General features: G+C 69.9%; 15 protein-coding genes and 4 pseudogenes. 13 read left to right on the forward strand and 6 right to left on the reverse strand.

What is annotated here, in order from left to right; all coding sequences use genetic code 11:
• Positions 1–83: 83 nt before the first annotated feature.
• Entirely contained in the window at positions 84–878 is a 795-nt protein-coding gene (locus ACZ52R_RS31645) for a hypothetical protein (protein ID WP_465665673.1), read from the reverse strand.
• A gap of 436 nt (positions 879–1314) precedes the next feature.
• On the opposite strand from ACZ52R_RS31645, the gene ACZ52R_RS31650 reads away from it, so the two are divergent.
• The 11 genes and pseudogenes from ACZ52R_RS31650 (at position 1315) to ACZ52R_RS31700 (ending at position 13019) form a co-directional block, all read left to right on the forward strand.
• The gene (locus ACZ52R_RS31650; protein ID WP_465754570.1) at positions 1315–3000 is read left to right on the forward strand and encodes an ABC transporter substrate-binding protein; all 1686 of its coding nucleotides are present in this window, start codon (positions 1315–1317) and stop codon (positions 2998–3000) included.
• Positions 2997–3878: an ABC transporter permease gene (locus tag ACZ52R_RS31655; protein ID WP_465626259.1), complete on the forward strand. Its 882-nt coding sequence runs from the start codon at positions 2997–2999 to the stop codon at positions 3876–3878. The genes ACZ52R_RS31650 and ACZ52R_RS31655 overlap by 4 nt, the downstream gene beginning before the upstream one ends.
• Positions 3875–4867: an ABC transporter permease gene (locus ACZ52R_RS31660; protein WP_465665669.1), complete on the forward strand. Its 993-nt coding sequence runs from the start codon at positions 3875–3877 to the stop codon at positions 4865–4867. The genes ACZ52R_RS31655 and ACZ52R_RS31660 overlap by 4 nt, the downstream gene beginning before the upstream one ends.
• Complete coding sequence (locus ACZ52R_RS31665) at positions 4864–5676, forward strand: ABC transporter ATP-binding protein (RefSeq protein WP_097235659.1); 813 nt, start codon at positions 4864–4866, stop codon at positions 5674–5676. Before ACZ52R_RS31660 ends, ACZ52R_RS31665 begins: the two co-directional genes overlap by 4 nt.
• A 26-nt stretch (positions 5677–5702) precedes the next feature.
• On the forward strand, positions 5703–6710 hold the full coding sequence (locus tag ACZ52R_RS31670) for an ABC transporter ATP-binding protein (protein WP_257032338.1): 1008 nt from the start codon (positions 5703–5705) through the stop codon (positions 6708–6710).
• Positions 6707–7990, forward strand: coding sequence for an alpha/beta fold hydrolase (locus ACZ52R_RS31675; RefSeq protein WP_465754571.1), 1284 nt, complete (start codon positions 6707–6709; stop codon positions 7988–7990). Before ACZ52R_RS31670 ends, ACZ52R_RS31675 begins: the two co-directional genes overlap by 4 nt.
• Positions 7991–8032: 42 nt before the next feature.
• Positions 8033–9211 (forward strand): M6 family metalloprotease domain-containing protein, encoded by a 1179-nt coding sequence (locus ACZ52R_RS31680; RefSeq protein WP_465754572.1) that lies wholly within the window; start codon positions 8033–8035, stop codon positions 9209–9211.
• A 152-nt stretch (positions 9212–9363) separates the two neighbouring features.
• On the forward strand, positions 9364–9957 hold the full coding sequence (locus ACZ52R_RS31685; RefSeq protein WP_465754573.1) for a hypothetical protein: 594 nt from the start codon (positions 9364–9366) through the stop codon (positions 9955–9957).
• A 167-nt stretch (positions 9958–10124) separates the two neighbouring features.
• A pseudogene (locus ACZ52R_RS31690) lies at positions 10125–10337 on the forward strand (dihydrodipicolinate synthase family protein); the annotation flags it as partial.
• Between the two features lie 33 nt (positions 10338–10370).
• Positions 10371–11576 (forward strand): annotated as a pseudogene (locus tag ACZ52R_RS31695) (aldehyde dehydrogenase family protein); the annotation flags it as partial.
• Between the two features lie 225 nt (positions 11577–11801).
• Complete coding sequence (locus tag ACZ52R_RS31700; protein WP_465754574.1) at positions 11802–13019, forward strand: metallopeptidase domain-containing protein; 1218 nt, start codon at positions 11802–11804, stop codon at positions 13017–13019.
• Positions 13020–13032: 13 nt separating this feature from the next.
• Here the strand turns inward: ACZ52R_RS31700 and ACZ52R_RS31705 are convergent, their stop codons facing one another.
• The gene (locus ACZ52R_RS31705; protein ID WP_465754577.1) at positions 13033–14139 is read right to left on the reverse strand and encodes an RNA-guided endonuclease InsQ/TnpB family protein; all 1107 of its coding nucleotides are present in this window, start codon (positions 14137–14139) and stop codon (positions 13033–13035) included.
• Between the two features lie 3 nt (positions 14140–14142).
• Here ACZ52R_RS31705 and tnpA point away from each other — a divergent pair.
• Positions 14143–14511: pseudogene (gene tnpA / locus ACZ52R_RS31710) on the forward strand (IS200/IS605 family transposase); the annotation flags it as partial.
• Between the two features lie 184 nt (positions 14512–14695).
• Here the strand turns inward: tnpA and ACZ52R_RS31715 are convergent.
• Positions 14696–15703: a LysR family transcriptional regulator gene (locus ACZ52R_RS31715; RefSeq protein ID WP_465626247.1), complete on the reverse strand. Its 1008-nt coding sequence runs from the start codon at positions 15701–15703 to the stop codon at positions 14696–14698.
• Positions 15704–16106: 403 nt separating this feature from the next.
• On the opposite strand from ACZ52R_RS31715, the pseudogene ACZ52R_RS31720 reads away from it, so the two are divergent.
• Positions 16107–16457, forward strand: a pseudogene (locus ACZ52R_RS31720) (YihY/virulence factor BrkB family protein); the annotation flags it as partial.
• Between the two features lie 225 nt (positions 16458–16682).
• Here ACZ52R_RS31720 and ACZ52R_RS31725 read toward each other — a convergent pair.
• The 3 genes from ACZ52R_RS31725 to ACZ52R_RS31735 form a co-directional block, all read right to left on the reverse strand.
• Positions 16683–16895 carry a hypothetical protein gene (locus tag ACZ52R_RS31725; protein WP_465626245.1) on the reverse strand — a complete coding sequence of 71 codons (213 nt, stop codon included), beginning with the start codon at positions 16893–16895 and terminating at the stop codon, positions 16683–16685.
• Complete coding sequence (locus ACZ52R_RS31730) at positions 16865–17362, reverse strand: IS3 family transposase (protein ID WP_465626243.1); 498 nt, start codon at positions 17360–17362, stop codon at positions 16865–16867. Before ACZ52R_RS31730 ends, ACZ52R_RS31725 begins: the two co-directional genes overlap by 31 nt.
• Positions 17363–18420: 1058 nt before the next feature.
• A complete protein-coding gene (locus ACZ52R_RS31735; RefSeq protein ID WP_465754578.1) occupies positions 18421–18846 on the reverse strand; it encodes a hypothetical protein in 426 nt (141 codons plus the stop codon).
• Positions 18847–19398 lie beyond the last annotated feature (552 nt).

A 19398-nucleotide genomic window follows, 5' to 3' on the forward strand; every position in this document is an offset into this window, starting at 1 on the left:
CGGGGAACCAAGGTGAGCAACTCTGGCGAGGCCATGAGCGCGGGTGGCCGATTTCGGGGATGGCCGCCTGGCGAGCAAACCGGTCAGAGGGCCACGGTCGCGGTGTTGATGACGCATTTGCGGCCGTGCTTGGCTGACCGCACGCCGGACACGCCGGGCACCGCAGCCCAACTGAGGCAGGTGCTGCTGTCCGCCTTCGCGAAAGTGACCGTCGTGTGCGAGAAGGAGAGCGGACCGGCGTACGGGGCGCCGTCGTAGTTCTCGATGTAGAACATCACGCGGTCCTGGGCCTGGCCCTGGAGGTCGAAGCTGAAGGAGACTCGCTTCCCCTTGTCGCCGATGGTCTGGACCCACTGGCCACTGGCCGACTCCAGTTTCAGGTCGACCTCCAACTTGTCACCGGGCTTCACCAGCATTGCCGCTCCCGAGAAGCATCCCTGGTCCCCGGGCTGGCTCCCCAGCGTGTTGACATACTGTCCGGAGATCCACCACGAGGAGTACGCTTCAGCAGGCTTGCCCGCCGCAGGCGCGCAACTCGGCCCCCAGGTCAGGACCGGCTGCAGCACCCCCTTGCCGATCGGCTCGAAGTTCACTCCGTTGTCGACGGGCTCGAGTCCGGGCCAGAGGAAGGTGGTGCCGACCTTGGACGGCATCGGCGGGACCACGAAGCTGGTCGACAGCTCGACGATCTGGTTCGAGGCCGGAGTATAGAGATTCACCCGGCCTTGGTTGTGAACCGATCCCGCAGTGCCACCTGCCTTGTCCGCCCCACCTCCGGGGCTCACGGAGGCCTCGGCCGTGGTGCCGGCGAGTATCGACGCCGCGAACGTCACGAATCCTGCGCAGACGGTGGCCCATTTCCTCGCACGCATCATCATCACTCCATGGGTGGGTGGCGGTCTCCAGGACAGGATGCTGAGCAGGCGGGCGGCTCCGCCAGCATCCATTTCCCCATAACGACGTGTTATGAGGCGCCCCGCCGTCCCGACCCCGCCCCGACTACCCGGACACCCGCTGAACGCACGTGTCCGAGGAAGCTCAGCTTGCGGGCGGTCTCGGTGAGCCGCTCTCGGAAACCGCATCACCACCAACTACCGCCACGCCTGGTCCGCCGTCAACGCACCGAACCCTCCCGCCCGATAACTCAGGCCTCGGCAGCGACAGTCCGACCCCGGGCACGTCTACGCCATCTACGGCGAGGTCCCGTGCGAAGGCCATAACACGATGTGATGGTGCACTGGGATCTTCTGGGACGTCCCCCGGTCGGTCACTCTTCTCCCACGCATGAAATGTCACATCGTGCAAGGAGAAGACGTGAGACAGCGAAGAGTCGGGCTGGCCCTCGGTGCGGCCCTGGGGCTGCTGTCGGTTGCCGGGTGCACGGGATCCGACAGCGGCGTCGCCGGCGGACCGAGTGCGGCCCCGGTGAAGGGCGGCACGCTTCACGTGCTGTCCACGCTCGATCTTGAGCATCTCGATCCGGCACGTAACTACGTCACGTCCTCGCAGGACGTGGGCCGGCTGATCTACCGGACGCTGACCACCTTCGCCGCCGCGCCGGGGCAGGCGGGCGGGAAGATCGTGCCCGACCTGGCCACCGACACCGGCCGCCCCAGCGACGGTGCCAGGACCTGGACCTTCACGCTCAAGCCCGGTGTGAAGTTCGAGGACGGCCGGCCGATCACCAGCGCGGACGTCAAGTACGGCGTGGAGCGGACCTTCGCCGCCGAGCTGCCCGAAGGCCCCCCGTACGCCCGGATGTGGCTGGTGGGTGGCGACAGCTACAAGGGGCCGTACAAGGATCCCGCCGGGCTCGCCTCGATCGGGACCCCTGACGCCAGCACCGTCGTCTTCCATCTCAAGCAGCCGGTGGCCGACTTCGGCTCGGCGGCGTCGCTGCCGATGTTCGCCCCGGTACCGCAGGACAAGGACACCGGCGTCAACTACGACTCCCGCCCGTTCTCCTCCGGCCCGTACAAGATCGACGGCTTCGACCCCAAGAAGCAGCTCACCCTGGTCCGCAACACCGACTGGGACCCGGCCGCCGACACCGTCCGCAAAGCCATGCCCGACAAGGTCGTCATCGACCTGGGCCTGGACGCCGCCGTGGTCGACCAGCGGCTGATCGCCGGCCAGGGGGAGGACGCGAACGCGGTCGCGATGGAGCCGATCGGCCCGGCCTCGGTCGGGCGGGTGCTGAACGACCCGCGGCTGAAGAGCCGGCTGGTCACCGGCGACTCGATCAACACCCGCTACCTGAGCATCAACACCAAGCACAAGCCGCTCGACGACGTCCGGGTGCGCCAGGCCGTCGCCTACGCGCTGGACAAGGACGCCCTGCGCACCACCCGCGGCGGCCCGATCGCCGGCGACCTGGCGACCAGCCTACTGCCACCGTCCCTCGGCTACCCGGCCGAGGACCCCTACCCGAGCAAGGACGGCAAGGGTGATCCGGACAAGGCCAAGGCGCTGCTCGCCGAGGCGGGCCACGCCTCCGACCTCACCCTGACCCTCGACGCCCCCGCCACGGCCACCGGCAAGGCACAGGCCGAGGCGGTCCAGGCCTCGCTCGGCCGGGCCGGCATCACCGTGAAGATCAACGAGATCAGCTCCTCCGCCTTCTACAGCACCGTCGGCAACACCTCCCAGGAGCACGACCTGGTGATCGCCGGCTGGTCCCCGGACTGGCCCGGCGCCTCGACGTACCTGCCGATCGTGTTCGACGGCCGCCTGATCACCGCCCAGGGCAACAACAACTACGCGCAGTACGACTCCCCGGCCGTCGACGCGCAGATCGACACGATCGCCGCCATGGGCGACCCGGCCGCGGCCCAGGCGGCGTACGGCCAGCTGGCCGAGCAGATCATGCGGGACGCCCCGGTGGTGCCGTTCCTGTGGGACAAGGCGCCGATCCTCGTCGGTCCGAACGTCACCGGAGCGTACGGGCAGGTCGCCTATGTCGGCAGGCTCGACCTGGTCTCCCTGGGGTTGCGCAAGTGACCGTCATCCGAAGGCTGTTGGCCCAGCGCTCCGCGGCCCTGGCGCTGGCCGTGGTGGCCGGGCTGGTCCTGGTCGCGCTGGCCGCGCCATTGATCACCTGGATCGCCGGGAGCTCGCCGACGGCCTTCCACGGCGACGCGGTGGACCCGGCGCTCGGCGGCCTGCCGCGGGGCGCGGCGGGCGGGATCAGCGCCCGGCACTGGCTGGGCGTGGAGCCCGTCAACGGCCGGGACGTGCTCGCCCGGGTGGTGTACGGCGCACAGGTGTCCCTGCTGATCGCCGTGCTCGCCACCGTGTTCTCGGTGGTGGTGGGCACGGCGCTGGGCCTGGTCGCCGGGTTCTTCGGCGGGTGGGTCGACACCGCGATCGGCCGCACGATGGACCTGCTGCTGTCCTTCCCCAGCCTGATCTTCATGATCGCGCTGATCTCGGCGGCGCCGGGCACGGACCGCCGGCTGCTGCTGGTCGTGGTCCTCGGCTTCTTCGGCTGGCCTTACGTCGGCCGGATCGTGCGCGGGCAGGCGATGGTGCTCGCGCGGGGCGAGTTCGTCGCGGCCGCCCGGGTGCTCGGCGCCTCCCGCCGGGCGCTGCTGCTGCGCGAGGTGCTGCCCAACCTGACCGGACCGGTGCTGGTGGTGGCCACCATGTCGATCCCCGGCTACATCGCCACCGAGGCCGGCCTGTCCTTCCTCGGCGTTGGCGTCCAGGCCCCCACCGCCTCCTGGGGCCAGATGATCGCCACCGCCGTGCCCTGGTACGCCGCCGACCCCGCCTACTTCCTGATCCCCGGCGCCTTCCTGTTCGTCACCGTGCTCGCCTTCAACGTGCTCGGCGACGCCGTCCGTGACGCGCTCGACCCCCGGAGCCAGCGACGATGATCCTCTACCTCCTGCGCAGACTGGCCGTCACGGCGGCCATCCTGCTGGTGATCTGCGCCGCCACCTTCGCCGTCTTCTACCTGATGCCCGCCGACCCGGCGCAGGGCGCCTGCGGCAAGGCGTGCAGCCCCGAGCGGATCGCCGAGATCCGCACCACCCTCGGGCTGAACCACTCGCCGCTCACCCAGTTCGGCGACTACCTGGCCGGCATCGTCTCCGGCCGGACGTACGGCAGCGGCGCGCAGGCCGTCAACTGCCCCTTCCCGTGCCTGGGCTTCAGCTTCCAGACCGACCAGCCGGTGTGGCAGCTGCTCACCAGCAGGCTGCCGGTCAGCTTCTCGATCGCCATCGGTGCCGCCGTGCTGTGGCTCGCCGTCGGCGTCGGCGCCGGGGTGGTCTCGGCCCTGCGCCGCGGCAGCCTGTGGGACCGGGCCGCGATGACGGCCGCCCTCGGCGGGGTGTCGCTGCCGATCTACCTCACCGCCCTGGTGCTGCAGTACCTGCTGGTGGTGCGGCTAGAACTGCTGCCGTACCCGCAGGTCGTGCCGTTCACCGACGACCCGGTCGGCTGGGCGCGGTCGATGGTGATGCCCTGGATCACGCTCGCCATGCTGTACGCCGGGATCTACGCCCGGGTCACCCGCGGCGAGATGCTGGAGAGCCTGGGCCAGAACTACGTGCGCACCGCCCGCGCCAAGGGCCTGCCCGAGATCACCGTCGTGCGGCGGCACGCCCTGCGGCCCGCCCTGATGCCGGTCGTGACCATCTTCGGCATGGACCTGGGCGCGCTGCTCGGCGGCGCGCTGATCACCGAGTCGGTGTTCGGCCTGCCCGGCGTCGGCAAGCTGGCGGCCGATGCGATCGCCTCCGCCGACCAGCCGGTGATCCTCGGGGTGACCCTGTTCGCGGCCTCCTTCGTGGTGCTCGCCAACCTGCTGGTGGACCTGGTGTACGCGGTGCTCGACCCGAGAGTGAGGGCCCTCGGATGACCCTGCTGACAGTACGTGACCTGGCCGTGGAGTTCCGCTCCGGAGTCCGCGCCGTGGACGGGCTCGACCTCGACCTGGACGCGGGGCAGGTGCTCGGCGTGGTCGGCGAGTCCGGCAGCGGCAAGTCGGTCACCAGCCTGGCCGTCCTCGGCCTGCTGCGCGACGCCCGGGTCAGCGGCGAGATCCACTTCGACGGTCGGGAGCTGACCGCACTCGACCAGCGCTCGCTGCGCCGACTGCGAGGCAACCGGATCGCGATGGTCTTCCAGGACCCGCTGTCCTGCCTCAACCCGTACTACTCGGTGGCCTTCCAGATCGCCGAGGCCTACCGGGCGCACCACCGCGCCGGACGCAGAGCGGCGCACCGGGTCGCGGTGCGCATGCTGGACCGGGTCGGCATCCCCGAGCCGGAACGACGGGCCCGCTCGTACCCGCACGAGTTCTCCGGCGGGATGCGCCAGCGCGTGATGATCGCGATGGCGCTGTGCCTGGAACCCGACCTGCTGATCGCCGACGAGCCGACCACCGCGCTCGACGTCACCGTGCAGGCGCAGATCCTCCAACTGCTGCGCGAGCTACGGGAGGAGGCCGGCACGGCCATCATGCTCATCACCCACGACATGGGCGTGGTCGCCGGGCTGGCCGACCAGGTCGTGGTGATGCACCAGGGCCGCGCCGTCGAACGCGGCCCGGTGCGGGACGTCTTCCAGCGGCCGCGGGAGCCGTACACCCGCGGCCTGCTCGCCTGCGTCCCGCGCATCGACGGACCCCTGCCGGACCGGCTGCCCACCCTGGGAGCCACCACATGAGCGAGCGAGCCATCAGGAGGAGCACGGTGAGTGAGGCGGACCGGCGAGCAGCGGAAGGAGGCGGTCGCACCGTTCTGCTCGAAACGCGGAACCTCGTCAAGCGCTTCCCGGTCCGCCACGGTCTGACGCGGCGGCTGGCCGGCCACGTCGCAGCCGTCGACGGAGTCTCCCTGACCGTCGGGCCCGGCGAGACCCTCGGCCTGGTCGGCGAATCCGGATGCGGCAAGTCCACCGTCGCCAAACTGATCACCCGCCTGGAACGGCCCACCTCGGGCAGTATCCACTTCGCCGGGCAAGACCTGGCCGGGTTGGACGAGACGGCCCTGCGCCCGCTCCGCCGCGAGCTGCAGATGGTCTTCCAGGATCCCTTCTCCTCGCTCAACCCCCGCCAGAGCGTCCGCCAGATCCTCACCGCACCCTCCCGCTACCAGGGCCTCGAACCCGGCGAACCGGTCGAGGAGTTGCTGACCCGGGTCGGGCTGCGACCGGAACACGCAGACCGGAACCCCCACGAGTTCTCCGGCGGACAGGCCCAACGCATCGGCATCGCACGGGCGTTGGCCCTGCGCCCGAAGCTGGTGGTGTGCGACGAACCGGTCTCGGCCCTCGACGTCTCGGTCCAGGCGCAGATCCTCAACCTGCTCAAGGACCTGCAGGACGAGTACGGGCTGAGTTACCTGTTCATCGCGCACGACCTCGGCGCCGTGCGCCAGATCAGCACCCGGATCGCCGTGATGTACCTCGGATCGGTCGTCGAAACCGCCGACCGCGACACCCTGTTCGCCCACCCCGCGCACCCGTACACCCACGCCCTGCTGTCCGCCGTGCCCCTGCCCGACCCGGACGCCGAACGCGGGCGGGAGCGGATCGTGCTCCACGGCGACTTGCCCAGCCCGCTCGACCCGCCCAGCGGCTGCCGCTTCCGCACCCGCTGCCCCAAGGCCGGTGAACTCTGCGCCGCCGAACGCCCCGAGCTGCGGACGATCGCCCTCGGACAGCAAGTCGCCTGCCACTACCCCGAGAGGACGCCGTGATCCGCGCCCAGTACCGGCTGTCCGGGCTCGCCATCACCGACCACGCCTTCGACGTGCCGCTCGACCACACCGACCCCGCGCGGGGAACCACCGAGGTGTTCGCCCGGGAGGTCGTCGATCCGGCGCGGGCCGACGACCGGCTGCCCTGGCTGCTCTACCTCCAAGGCGGCCCGGGCGGGAAGTCCCCCCGCCCGCTGAACGCCACCTCCGGCTGGCTCGGCCACGCGCTCAGGAGCCACCGGGTGCTGCTGCTGGACCAACGTGGCACCGGCCGCTCCACACCGCTGACCGCCAGGACCGCCGCCCGGTTCCCCTCGGCCGGCGCGCTGGCCGACCACCTCGCCCATTTCCGCGCCGACTCGATCGTCGCCGACGCCGAACTGATCCGCCGCCAACTGTGCGGCGACGAGCCATGGGAGACCCTCGGACAGAGCTATGGCGGCTTCGTCACCCTCAGCTACCTCTCCTTCGCCCCCGAAGGCCTGCGCGCCTGCTACATCACCGGCGGCCTGCCCGGCCTCGACACCACCGCCGACGACGTCTACGCGGCCACGTACCCCCGGGTCCGGGAGAAGACGACCGCGTACTACGCCCGCTACCCCGGCGACCGCCAACTCGTGTGCAGGCTGGCCGATCTCCTCGACCGGAGCCCGGTCCACCTGCCCGACGGCGACCGGCTCACGGTACGGCGGCTGCGCACCCTCGGCCTGATGCTCGGCATGGGAGACGGCTTCGAGCGCCTGCACTGGCTGCTCGACGAGGCACTCGACCTCGACGGCGAGCCCTCGGCCACCTTCCTGCACCAGGTGATGAACCTGACCGCCTTCACCGACAACCCGCTCTTCGCCGCCCTCCAGGAGTCGATCTACGGCCGCCCCGGAGCCGCCACCGGCTGGGCCGCCGCCCGGGCCATGGCCACCCGTCCCGAGTTCGCCGAGGACGCCGACCCCCTGCTGTTCACCGGCGAGATGTTCCACCCCTGGACGTTCGAGGAGATCACCGGGCTGCGCCCGTTCGCCGAGGCCGTCCACCTGCTCGCCGAACGCACCGACTGGCCCGCCCTGTACGACCCGGTCCGACTCGCCGCGAACCGGGTCCCGATCGCCGCCGCCATCTACCACGACGACATGTACGTGGACGCCGGCCTGTCCCTGCGCACCGCCCGCACGGTCGGCTCCCTGCGCACCTGGGTCACCAACGAGTGGGAGCACGACGGGGTCACCGCCTCCGGCGACCGCGTCCTCGCCCGCCTGATGGACCTTGCCGCCGCGCGCATCTGATCCCCCACCACCCCGCCCCTGCGGTGGGAAAGGAACGAAGAGATGAGACTCGAGTCCCTCGCCGCCGTACTTGCCGCGACCCTCCCCCTGGTCGCCGCCACCCCGGCCCTTGCGGATACCGCCCGGGCCACCACCGTCGCGCCCGCCTCCGGCTGCGCCCTGCCTGGGAAGACCGGCTGGACCGACGAAGGCCACAACACCGACTACACGCAGTTCCAGCAGCCCCTGGGCACCAAGCACGTGCTGATGCTGTTCGTCGACTTCTCCGACGCACCGGCCGCCGGATCCGTCGACGACTACTACCGCGAACTCGCCCCCGCGCAGGAGTGGATGAAGCAGGACTCCTACGGCAAGCTCCGCCTCGACATCGATCCGCTGAAGCGGTGGATCACCATGCCGCAGACCTCCGCCTCCTACGGATTCCAGCGCGGCATCACGTTCGACGAGCAGGAGCTGTACGTGAAGCAGGCCGTCCAGGCCGCCGATCCGTACGTGGACTTCTCCAAGTACGACATGCTGTACATCGTCCCCACCAAGTCCGCCTCCGCGATCACCTTCTCGCCCACCTACCTCTACGACCCGACCACCGCCGGCATCACCGCCGACGGCACCCGGATCAAGTGGGCGATCACCTTCGGCCAGGACATGTACCACTGGGGCTACAAGGTCGCCGACCACGAGACCTCCCACACCTTCGGACTGCCCGACCTCTACGCCTTCAGCGGCACCGACGTCCACCCCTACGTCGGCGGCTGGGACCTCATGGGTAACATCGCCGGCCCGGCGCCGCAGCACACCGGCTGGGAGCGCTGGAAGTTCGGCTGGATCGACGACGGCCAGGTCGCCTGCCTGCCCGCCTCCGGCAGTCGCACCGTCCACCTGAAGGCCGTCGAACGCCCCGGCGGAACCAAGATCGCCATGGTCCGCACCGGTGAGGACACGGCGTACGTCGCGGAATCCCGCCGAGCCGTCGCCGGGGACGCCAAAGCCTGCTCCACCGGCGTGCTGATCTACAAGGTCGACACCTCCACCCAGACGGGATACGGGCCCGTCCAGGTGGTCAACGGCAACCCGGGCGCGACCCCGCCGAGCGGCTGCACCGCTCTCGACATGGCCGCCTACCAGCCCGGCCAGTCCTTCACCGACCCCGCCACCGGGGTGAAGATCGACGTGCTGCGCAAGGGTCCGCTCTCCGACACCATCCAGGTCACCAAGCAGTAGAGCCGGCGGTGACCACCCCTCAGCTCGCGCCGTGACGCTGCAGGGAGACCCCCACAGCAGCTCCGCTCCGACCGGCGCGAACACTCCCGGCCAGGATTGACACCTGGCCGGGAGCCGGTCCCGGCCCGCCGGGCATCGTTCCCCTGCCCGGCGTGGTCACCGCAGGAGGCGCCCAGGCCATGCTCAAGGGCGGCCTCGCGCTGCCCGGCCGGCGGATCTTCGTCGCCGGCAGCGGGCCGCTGCTGCTCGCCGTCGTGGCCACCCTGGCAGCGGCCGGAGCCGACGTGCCCTCGGTCATCGAGGCGAGCGACTACCTCGGCTCGCCAATCACCGCGGATGGCGTGCGGGCCCTGGCCGTGGACGACCGGCAGCGCACCAGCCTGCCGGGCCCGTACGCGGCCGGCGAGACCTGCGGCATCGGCGGCGCCGACCTGGCGATCGCCGAGGGCGAACTGGCCGCGTACGCCGTGGCCGCACGCCCGGCGCCGGCTGCCGCTCGCCGCCACCGCGCCCGCCGCCGCGCCTTCGCGGAACTCATGGGCGCCGCCCACTGCCCCGGCACCGGCTGGACCGCCTGGCTGCACGACGACACGGACGTGCGCCGCTGCGAGGAGGTCCCGACCGGCCGCATCCGCGCGGCCGTGGCCGACCTGGCGCCGGCGACCCCCGCACCGCCAAGCTCCTCACCCGCGCCGGCATGGGCTGGTGCCAAGGCTGGATGTGCGGCCTGGCCGTCGCCTGCCTGACCGGCCGACCACCGGCACCCGACGCCGACCGCCGACCGCCGACCGCCGACCGCTGGCCTGCCCCATTCCCCTGGCCCAACTCGCCGACCAGTGAGCCCAGTGGCCGGCATCACCCAAGCCATCCCCCGCCCGCCAGTAAAATGTCACACCCCACAAGGAGTTCTTGCATGTCCTTCGCATCGCATGACGCCACCCGGCCCTGGCGGGGCATCATGGTCGCCACCGCGCTGCCGCTGCGCCCCGACCTGTCCGTCGACTACGACGCCTACGCTGAGCACGTCCGCTGGCTGGTCGACAACGGCTGCGACGGCGTCGTCCCCAACGGCTCGCTCGGCGAGTACCAGACCCTCACCGCCGAGGAGCGCGCCCGGGCCGCCCAGCCCGGCTGACTCGCCGCCGGAGCCGCCGCCCGATCCGCCGCCCTGAGCAAGGCCGCCGAGGCGATCGAGGCACACGCCGCCGAACTGGCCGAGCTGACCGTGCGCGAGGTCGGCAAACCGCTCGCGGAGGCCGGCGCCGAGGTGGCCGGCACCACCGCGATCTGGCGGTACTACGCCCAGGCACCGTACGCACCCACCGGCACGGTGCACGAGCCGGCCGCAGGCGAGGGACTGCTGTTGACCCGCCGGCGTCCCTACGGTGTGGCCGGGCTGATCACCCCGTGGAACTTCCCGCTCGCCATCCCCACGTGGAAGGCCGCGCCCGCACTGACCACCGGCAACACCGTCGTGCTCAAGCCCGCACCCGAGGCGACCGCCCTGGCCCTGCGGCCGGCCGAGCTCCTTGCCCTGCCGGAAGGAGTCTTCACCGTCGTCCCCGGCGGGGCCGACGAAGGTGACGCACTGGTCCGCTCGGCCGACGTGGTCTCGTTCACCGGCTCGACCGCCGTGGGCCGGGCCGTCGTCGCCACCACGACTGCCCGCGGAGTACCGGTACAGGCAGAACTGGGCGGCGCGAACGCCGCGCTGGTGCTGCCCGACGCCGACATCGAGCAGGCCGCCGCCCACCTGGCCGCCGCGATCGCCGGATACGCCGGGCAGAAGTGCACCGCTACCAGCAGGGTGATCGCCGTCGGTGACGCGTACCGGCCGCTGCGCGCCGCGATCGCCAAGGCCCTGGCAGACGTCGAACTCGCCCCGGTGATCAACGAGTCCGCGCTCTCCCGGCTCACCCACGCGGTCGACTCGGCCCGCGCCGCCGGGGCCGAGACGGTGACCGGCGGACAGCGGATCGACGCGCCGGGATGGTTCCTGGAGCCGACCCTGCTGACCGGCGTCCCGGAGGAGCACCCGCTGCTGACCGAGGAGTTCTTCGGCCCACTGGCCGTCCTGCTGCCCGCGGCGGACCTGGACCAGGCGATCACAAGGGCCAACTCCAGTCCCCAGAGCCTCGCCACCTCCGTGCACACCCAGGACCTGGACCTGGCGCTGACCGCAGTCGACCGCCTGGACGCAGGCATGATCCGGATCAACGCGCCCTCCACCGGTGTCGACTTCCACCTGCCGTTCGGCGGCGCCAAGGCGGCCGTCCACGGCGCCCGCGAACAGGGCACCGCCGCGCTGCAGTTCTTCACCGCCGAGCGAACCGTGACGATGCTGCCCGGCGGAGCACCCAGGTGATCACGCCCAGAGGGCTTCGGAAGGGAGGTCTCCGATTCCATAACGCAACGTGATGGAGGGCTGGGAGCTACCGAAGGCAATGATCGATCCGGACGATAGCCTGCACGCTTCCCGCACGGCGGCAGTAGCCGACCGTACCCGGGAGCGCACAGGACACCCGGCTGACTACCCGCCAGGGCACAGCCAGCAGGGCTCGTCACCGGATCGATCCCTTCGGAGGCCCCCATGGACCCCTCAGTCAGACCCCGGCGCCCCCTGTCGGCAGCGCTCATCCTCGTCCTGGCCGCCCTGCTGGCCCTGGTCGTCGTCCCCGCGCACCCCGCCCACGCGTACAACGGCAGCACCTCCGCCTGCGCGCTGCAGGGGACGACTGGGTACACCGACGAGGGCCAGCAGACCGACTACACCCGGTTCCAGAACCCGATCGGCATCAAGCGCATCGGCCTGATCTACGTCGACTTCCCCGACGCCGCCGGCACCGCCCTGCCCCTCACGTCGTACTATGACATGCTCAAGGGCGCCAACGACTGGATGCGGAACGCCTCCTACGGCCAGACCACGCTGGACATCCAGGTCCCGTACGCCGACTGGGTCCACATGCCGAAGAACTCCACGGACTACAACTGGGAACGCGGCTTCTCCTGGTCCACGCACCAGGTCTACGTGAAGGACGCGCTCACCGCCGCGGCCAACGCCGGCGTCGACCTCTCCCAGTACGACATGTTCTACGTCGTGCCCACCGCCACCGCGACCGCGATCGGCCACTCCCCGACCTTCATCCAGGACCCCGCCTCCCCGACCTGGGTCTGGAACCCGCCGACGAGCAGCTGGGTACTGATCCACTGGGCGGTGACCTTCGGCCAGGACATGTGGTCCTGGGGATACAAGGTCGCCGACCACGAGACCAGCCACACCTTCGGCCTGCCCGACCTGTACGCCTTCAGCGGGGACCTGAACCAGTACGTCGGCGGTTGGGACCTGATGGGCAAGATCTCCGGACCGGCCCCGCTGTACTTCGGCTGGGAGGCGTGGAAGTTCGGGTGGATCACCGACAGCCGGGTGTCCTGCCTGGACACGGCGAACACGTACACCACCACCCTGACCGGGCTGGAGTACGGGGGCAGCGGCTACCGGCTGGCGGTGATCAAGACCAGCGCCACCACCGCCTACGTCGCCGAGTCCCGCAAGGCCGCCTACAACGACTCCAGCGCCTGCGCCACCGGCGTCGTCATCTACAAGGTCGACACCTCCATCACCACCGGCAACGGGCCGATCCAGGTGGTCACCAACCCCAAAGCCGTCCCACCCACCGGGAAATGCGCCACGCTGGACATGCAGACCTGGCAACCCGGCCAGTGGTTCCAGGACGACACCGCCCGCATCCGGATCTACGTGAACGCCTCCGACGCGTCCACCGACACCCTCTGGACCTACAAGTGGTGACCCCTTGACTTCCTCAACCGGCCTGAAGGCCGGTGATTCCCTCCACGCTGCGCGCGGATGGCGCGGCGTCCGGGTGGGTTCCTGCTTCACGGCGCGGTGCCGGGACGAGTCCCGGTCTTACTCGCGCTCCACAGGCTGAGACCGCAAGTCCTGCGGCCTTGGCTATGTTCCGGGCCGCGTTCACGTCCCGGTCGTGGACGGTCCCGCAGTCCCGACAGGTCCACTCCCGGACGTGGAGGGGCTTGGGGCCGTCCTTGATCCCGCAGTGCGAGCAGACCTGAGATGTCGGCTCGAACCGTCCGATGCGGATCAGGTCGCGTCCGTGGCGGCCGGACTTGTATTCCAGCATGTTCAGGAACGCGGACCATCCGGCGTCGTGTACCGACTTGGCGAGGCGGGTCCGGGCGAGTCCCTTGACCGCCAGTGTCTCGACCGCGAGCGCTTGGTTTTCGCGCACGAGGGCAGTGGAGAGTTGGTGGTGGAACTCGCGCCGGGCGTCGGCCACCTTGGCGTGCGCCTTGGCGACCTTGACCCGCTGCTTGTCGCGGTTGCTGCTGCCCCTGGCCTTGCGGGACAGGGCCTGCTGCGCGCGCTTGAGCTTCCTCTCGGCGCGGCACAGGAACTTCGGTGAGTCGATCTTCCGGCCGTCCGACAGGACCGCGAAGTGGGTCAGCCCCAGATCGATGCCCACGGCCGTGTCCGTGGTCGGCAACAGGTCGGGGTCGGTCTCCACGACGAACGAGGCGAAGTACCTTCCGGCGGCGTCCTTGATCACGGTCACCGTGGATGGGGTGGCCGGCAGCACGCGGGACCACTTGACCGGAACCGGGCCGACCTTAGGCAGGTTCAGTTTCCCGCCCGGTGTGATCGACCAGCGGGCGTTCGCGGTGAACCTGACGGCCTGTCGGTTATCCCGCTTGGACTTGAACCGGGGCAGTGCGATCCTCGGGCCCTTGCGGGTGCCCTTGAGGGAGGCGAAGAAGTTGCCGTACGCGGTCTCAAGATCCCTGAGCGACTGCTGTAGGACCACGGCGGACACGTCCCCCAGCCAAGCCCGTTCCGGAGTCTTCTTCGCCTCCGTCAGAGCCTTCGACAGCTCGGCTGCCTTCGGGAACGGCAGACCGGCCGCCCGTGCGTCCTCACGCGCCCGAAGTTCCGGCACAAGGTGTTCACTGACACCCACCTACGGCGGATGGAAGAGATCATGCGAGACGTGTGCGCGGACTTCGAAGTGGAGTTGGTCGAGTTCAACGGCGAGAACAATCACGTCCACCTCTTGGTGAACTTCCCCCCGAAGGTCGCCCTGTCCAAGCTGGTCAACAGCCTCAAGGGCGTCAGCTCTCGCAGGATGCGCCAGGAGTTCCCCGAACTGGTCCGCCACTACTGGCGCGCACAGAAGCTGTGGTCCGGCTCGTAATTCGCGGGCTCAGTCGGCGGCGCGCCGATCAGCGTCCTACGCCAGTACATCGAGCAACAGAACCACCCCGTCTGACCTGCGCGTCAGAGCATCACTCAGAATCGCTTCACCCCCGGCCTGAAGGCCGGAGCACTGCGATTAGCTCTGGTAGCACCGGAACGCCTCCGACCAACGGGCGGTGCGGCCGGTGCGACAGGCGCCGACCGCATCGCACCGCCGCAGGCTCCACCGCGCGGATCGTGTCACACCACCGGGCGCCTCACCCAGAGCGAGGCACGCCACTGCTCAACACGCCCACCGCAGTGCGCTGCGGCGGCACGGCGCCGTCGTGCCTTTCGAGCCAGCCCTGGTAGACCGTGCTGCGGGCGCACGCCGTCCGGTACGCCTCGATGACGTCCTGCACGAGGGAGGGGCCCAACGTTTCCAACGGCCCCTCCTCGTGCCAGGCGAGCAGGTGCCGGTACCAGAGCGGATTCCCGGCGATCGGACGTACGGCGATGCCCGGGACCTCCTCGAAGGTGGCCTGGCAGAAGCTCACCGCGTGGCCGTGGCGAACGATGTCCAGGAGGAGTCGGCCCTCCGCCTCGTGGACGACACGCATGCGATGCCCCAGGACGAGCAGGGTCCTGGACCAGTACTCACGGATCCGGTCGTTGTCCGGCCGAGGAGCGGCCCAGTCCTCTTCCTCCAGATCCTCCAGCGCGACCTCCTCCAGCGCCGCCAGCGGATGGGCTGCCGGCAGTGCCACGAAGAGCGGCTCGGTGGCGATCGGCTCGACGGTGACTCCAGGGGGGAGCACGAGCTCATAACCGGGGCTGTCGCCCACCACGGCCGCCTCAAGACGGCCGCCCGCGATGTCCTCGACGAGCGGGACGGGGCATCCGTGGCCCCGCGAACTGATCTCGGCCTCCGGATGGTGCGACCTGATCGCCGTGATCAACCCGCCGAGCAGGGGAGCGTTGACGGAGCCGAGCCGGAAACGGTGCGGCGAACAGCTCCTCCGCGCGGCGAGAGCGGAGGCCTCCAGCAGTTCGTCGATGGTCGGCAGCAGCGCCCGTGCCCGGCTCAGCACCACCTCCCCGAAGGCGGTCGGGACGACACCCGACTGCGCGCGGCTGAACAGCTCACCGCCGAGCGCCCGCTCGATCCGCGTCAACTGGGCACTGAGACCGGGCTGGGTCAGCCGCAACGACGCGGCGGCCCGCGTCAGACTGCCGCTGTCCGCGATGCTGCAGATGATCCGGAGGTGCCGGAATTCGAGCTCCATGGCGAGATGCTACGGAGATCAGTCCCACATCAGTAGGGGTGCGTCGGTAACGACCCGGCCATCAGACCTGCGCTGTTCGATCTCGCCCGGCGCAGCCGCCTCCCGACGGCCTCGCCGCAGGAGGCCTGGCGCAGGGCCTCAGGCGGTTGCGCGTGGCGGTCGCGGGCGCCGTCGCGCAGCACTTTCCCGCGTTGGGGTCGCGCGGATCGAGGCCGTTTTCCGGCCCGGTCCACTGGCCGGTTCGGGTGGCAGTCGGTACGAACACGCGGGGCATGGGACTGATCCGCAGACACCGGCGTGAACAGGAGCAAGAGCGCGCTGCCACGACGACGTTTGGGGCTGTCGAGGCGGGCGGCCCGGAGCCGAGGGGCCGACGGACGTTCCCGTCGGGGGCTGGTTCGCGGTGCTCAAACCTACCGGCAGGGAGTTCCTGGACGACGAGTTGTTCGACCGGGCCGCGGCGCTGACCTACTACGGCGTGCTGGCGATCTTCCCGGCTCTGCTGGTGCTGGTCTCGTTGCTCGGGCTGACCGGCACGTCGGCGACCAACGCCGTTCCGGACAATCTGCAGAAGCTCGCCCCTGGCTCGGCTCGTGACGTCCTGCACACCGCCGTGACCCAGCTCCAGGCCAGCCGTGGCACCGGCGGACTGCCGGCGATCATCGGCCTCGTCGGCTCGCTCTGGTCTGCCTCCGGCTATATTGCGGCGTTCATTCGTGCGTCCAACGCGGTCTACGACATCCGCGAGGGCCGAGTTCCGAGCGGTCCATGAGGACCGCGACCCGGTCTCCGGTCTCCACCCCGCGCGCCTGGAGCGTCCAGGCGAGACTGTTTGCACGACGGTTCATTCGCCATATGTCATCGTCCCCTGATAGGGGACGACGCCGATCGCGTCGGGCTGTGCGGCGGCGCGGGCCGCGCACAGGTCGACACGTCGGTTCAGGTCGGTATCGCTCGGCGCCCTGCAGTGTCTCGCGTTTCAGCGTCGCGTTGAACGCCTCCGCGGCGGCGTTGTCCGCCGAAGTGCCCACGGCCCCACGGCTTCTGGTGACACGAGTTCGCGGCAGACCTTCGCGAAGTCCTTGGAACAGCATTGGGCGCCGTTGTCGCTGTGGAAAACCGCGCCGCGCAGGTCACCACCCCTGATCGCGGCGGCCGCCTTCAGAGCGTCGGTGACGGGTTCGGTTCGCATGTGGTCGGCGATCGACCAGCCCACGAGCCGTTCGAGTGCAGATCCAAAACCGTTGCCAGGTAGAGGAACTGGCCGTCGCCGATGGGCAGGTAGGTGATGTCGCCGACCAGCCGCACTCCGGGGCGGGGTGCGGTGAAGTCGCGCCCGATCAGGTCCGGGACGAACACCGGCTTGCGGGCCTGGCGGGTCAGGCCACGGCGCCGGCACCGGGTCACGACCGTGATGCCGCGCTCGCGCATGATCCGCTCCACCCTCTTCCGGTTGACTGCCCGGCTCTGGCGGCGAAGTTCCGCATGCACGCGCGGGACGCCGTAGGCACTCCGGAAGCGAGGTGGATCACGGTGATCTCGGCCGCGAGCAGTTCCTCCTCGCGCAGGCGGGCCCGGCGGGCGGCCTCGCCGGCCCGCCAGGCACAGAACGACGACCGGGAGATCCCCAGGACGGCACAGATCCGCTTGACGCCCCACGCGCCGTGGTGATCATCAACGAAACGGAAGCGGATCACCGTGTCGTCTCGGTCGCGAAATAGGCGGCCGCCTTGCGCAGGATCTCGATCGTCTTCTGCTGCTCGACGGTCTGGCGCCGCTACCGAGTGAACTCCTCGCGTTCGGCGCTCGTCAGCTCGCCCGGCCGGCCCGCGCCCCGGTCGGTCCTGTCCTGCTTGACCCAGCCCCGCAGCCCCTCCGGACTGACCCCCCAGTTCCCGGGCGATCTCGGTGACATTCCGGTGTGGCGAGGACCGGACGAGCGCGACCGCGTCCCGCTTGAACTCCGCCGTGTACCGCTTGGCCATGTTGCTCTTGATTCCCACCTGGTGCTGCTTCCTCCGGGCTTGCATCGCCCAGTCTCCACGTGTCCAACCTCAAGGGGAGACTTCACAACCCGTCCTCCGCCGAACCACGGCACACGGCCCCGCCCCAGAAAAGGCCGTTCCCCGCATTCCTGCGGGGAACGGCCTTCCGGCCTGCATGAACGTAGCGCCGACCGGGGCAACAGGATCTGAATCCGCACCCCCCTGACCCCCATTCACCCTGTGATCTTTCCCACCGAAAAGGCGGACATTTTTTCGATCACGGGTCGCAGAGCCGGGGATCCTGCCTCAGTGATCAGCATATTCGCCTCCTCGCGATCGTCCTACCGGTAACTTCTTCCGGTACTTTCCAGGATACTCCTTATTGTGAGACTTCGAGCCCGCCGCGCACATGAGTCAGTATTTGAAAATTCCCCTGCGTGACGCTTGACCAGAATATCCACCCGAGATATTTCCTGTGGCTCACCCCACAGTCACAGGATCCATCCTGGCCGAGGTGTCGCAGGTGAGGGCCGGCGCCATGCCGGGACAGGGGAAGTGCCGGTGAGTCCTACGCCGATCCACGTAGAGGCCGGGCGAGGAAGCCGGCCGACGGAGAGTACTGCTGCGGGAAAACCGTGGTTCGTGGCGGAGTTCCACGGAAGAACCGCACGACTGCGGTGGACCGGTCGAAACGCAGGGCTTCGGCATAGTCGACGGGCACCCGTTTTGTGATCACGTGAGGCCGAGGAGCGCGAGGGGTCGACGGGCGTCGCGTGCGTTGCGGCGGAGGCCAGCGGCGATGTTCTTGACGCCGCTCAGCCGGAGGCTGCCGACGGCGAGGTTGCGCCAGGTCGCCATCGCGCGGGGAGCGTTTCCGGTCCGCAGCTGGGAGGCGTCCTCGGCGAAGGTGGTGTCGCGGACGTGGTGCAGGACCTCGACCTTCCAGTGGGCGCGGACCAATCTCGCGAGTAAGACGGGGTCGATGAGCTTCGCCCTGATCACCTCCTCCTGGCGAGCACGGGCGACCGCCCGGATCAGGCTCTGCTTCGTACCCCACGCCTTCGCATGCTGCGTCCACTCCCGCGGGTACCTCGCCTCCCACTCCAGGAAGAGCAACACATAGGGCAGCCCCGGCCAGGTCGCCAGATCCCCGCTCACAGGACCACCCCACACCCCCATCAGGCAGCGAACGCTTCTGGGCGTGCCGATGCCTCTGGCGAGCCTGCTGAAAGGCCGGCTCCCGGTATTGCTCGTCCGTTCCCAGAGGCCGCGTCAGCCACCACATCTCGTTGGATCGGGCGAGCGTGTCAGCGACCTTGCGCTGCGCCTCAGCCAGATGGACGAGCGCCGCGGCTCTTGCGGCCGGATCCTCCGCTATCAGTGCGAACGCCCAGCCCAGTCGCTCGGCCCATGCGCAAGCGTCGTCCGCATCTGTACCTGTCTTTTCAGCCACGCACGGGATCATCTCCTCGCGCCGTCCGCTCGCTCCACCCGACAGTGCGGGAGAGACGCAAGGGCTCCGAGGCGCAACAGACCCGAGCCGGAACCGCCCGCTCACCCTCTCTTCAGCTCAAGTGATCACGAAACGGACACCCGCCGACTACGCCGAAGCCCTGGGAGCTGACGATTAATAACTTACGGACCTGATGACGTACTTGGGGTCGTAGGATCTCGGCGTGACGGAGGAGACCGAGACCGTGCTCGGGGAGG

This window comes from Kitasatospora sp. NPDC034023, assembly GCF_055575795.1.

What these genes read in the sequence shown, in the direction of transcription:
- ACZ52R_RS31725 (WP_465626245.1), bottom strand. Translation starts at nt 16,895, where the DNA reads ATGCGAACCGAACCCGTCACCGACGCTCTGAAGGCGGCCGCCGCGATC.
- ACZ52R_RS31700 (WP_465754574.1), top strand. Translation starts at nt 11,802, where the DNA reads ATGGACCCCTCAGTCAGACCCCGGCGCCCCCTGTCGGCAGCGCTCATC.
- ACZ52R_RS31660 (WP_465665669.1), top strand. Translation starts at nt 3,875, where the DNA reads ATGATCCTCTACCTCCTGCGCAGACTGGCCGTCACGGCGGCCATCCTG.
- ACZ52R_RS31665 (WP_097235659.1), top strand. Translation starts at nt 4,864, where the DNA reads ATGACCCTGCTGACAGTACGTGACCTGGCCGTGGAGTTCCGCTCCGGA.
- ACZ52R_RS31680 (WP_465754572.1), top strand. Translation starts at nt 8,033, where the DNA reads ATGAGACTCGAGTCCCTCGCCGCCGTACTTGCCGCGACCCTCCCCCTG.
- ACZ52R_RS31715 (WP_465626247.1), bottom strand. Translation starts at nt 15,703, where the DNA reads ATGGAGCTCGAATTCCGGCACCTCCGGATCATCTGCAGCATCGCGGAC.
- ACZ52R_RS31645 (WP_465665673.1), bottom strand. Translation starts at nt 878, where the DNA reads ATGATGATGCGTGCGAGGAAATGGGCCACCGTCTGCGCAGGATTCGTG.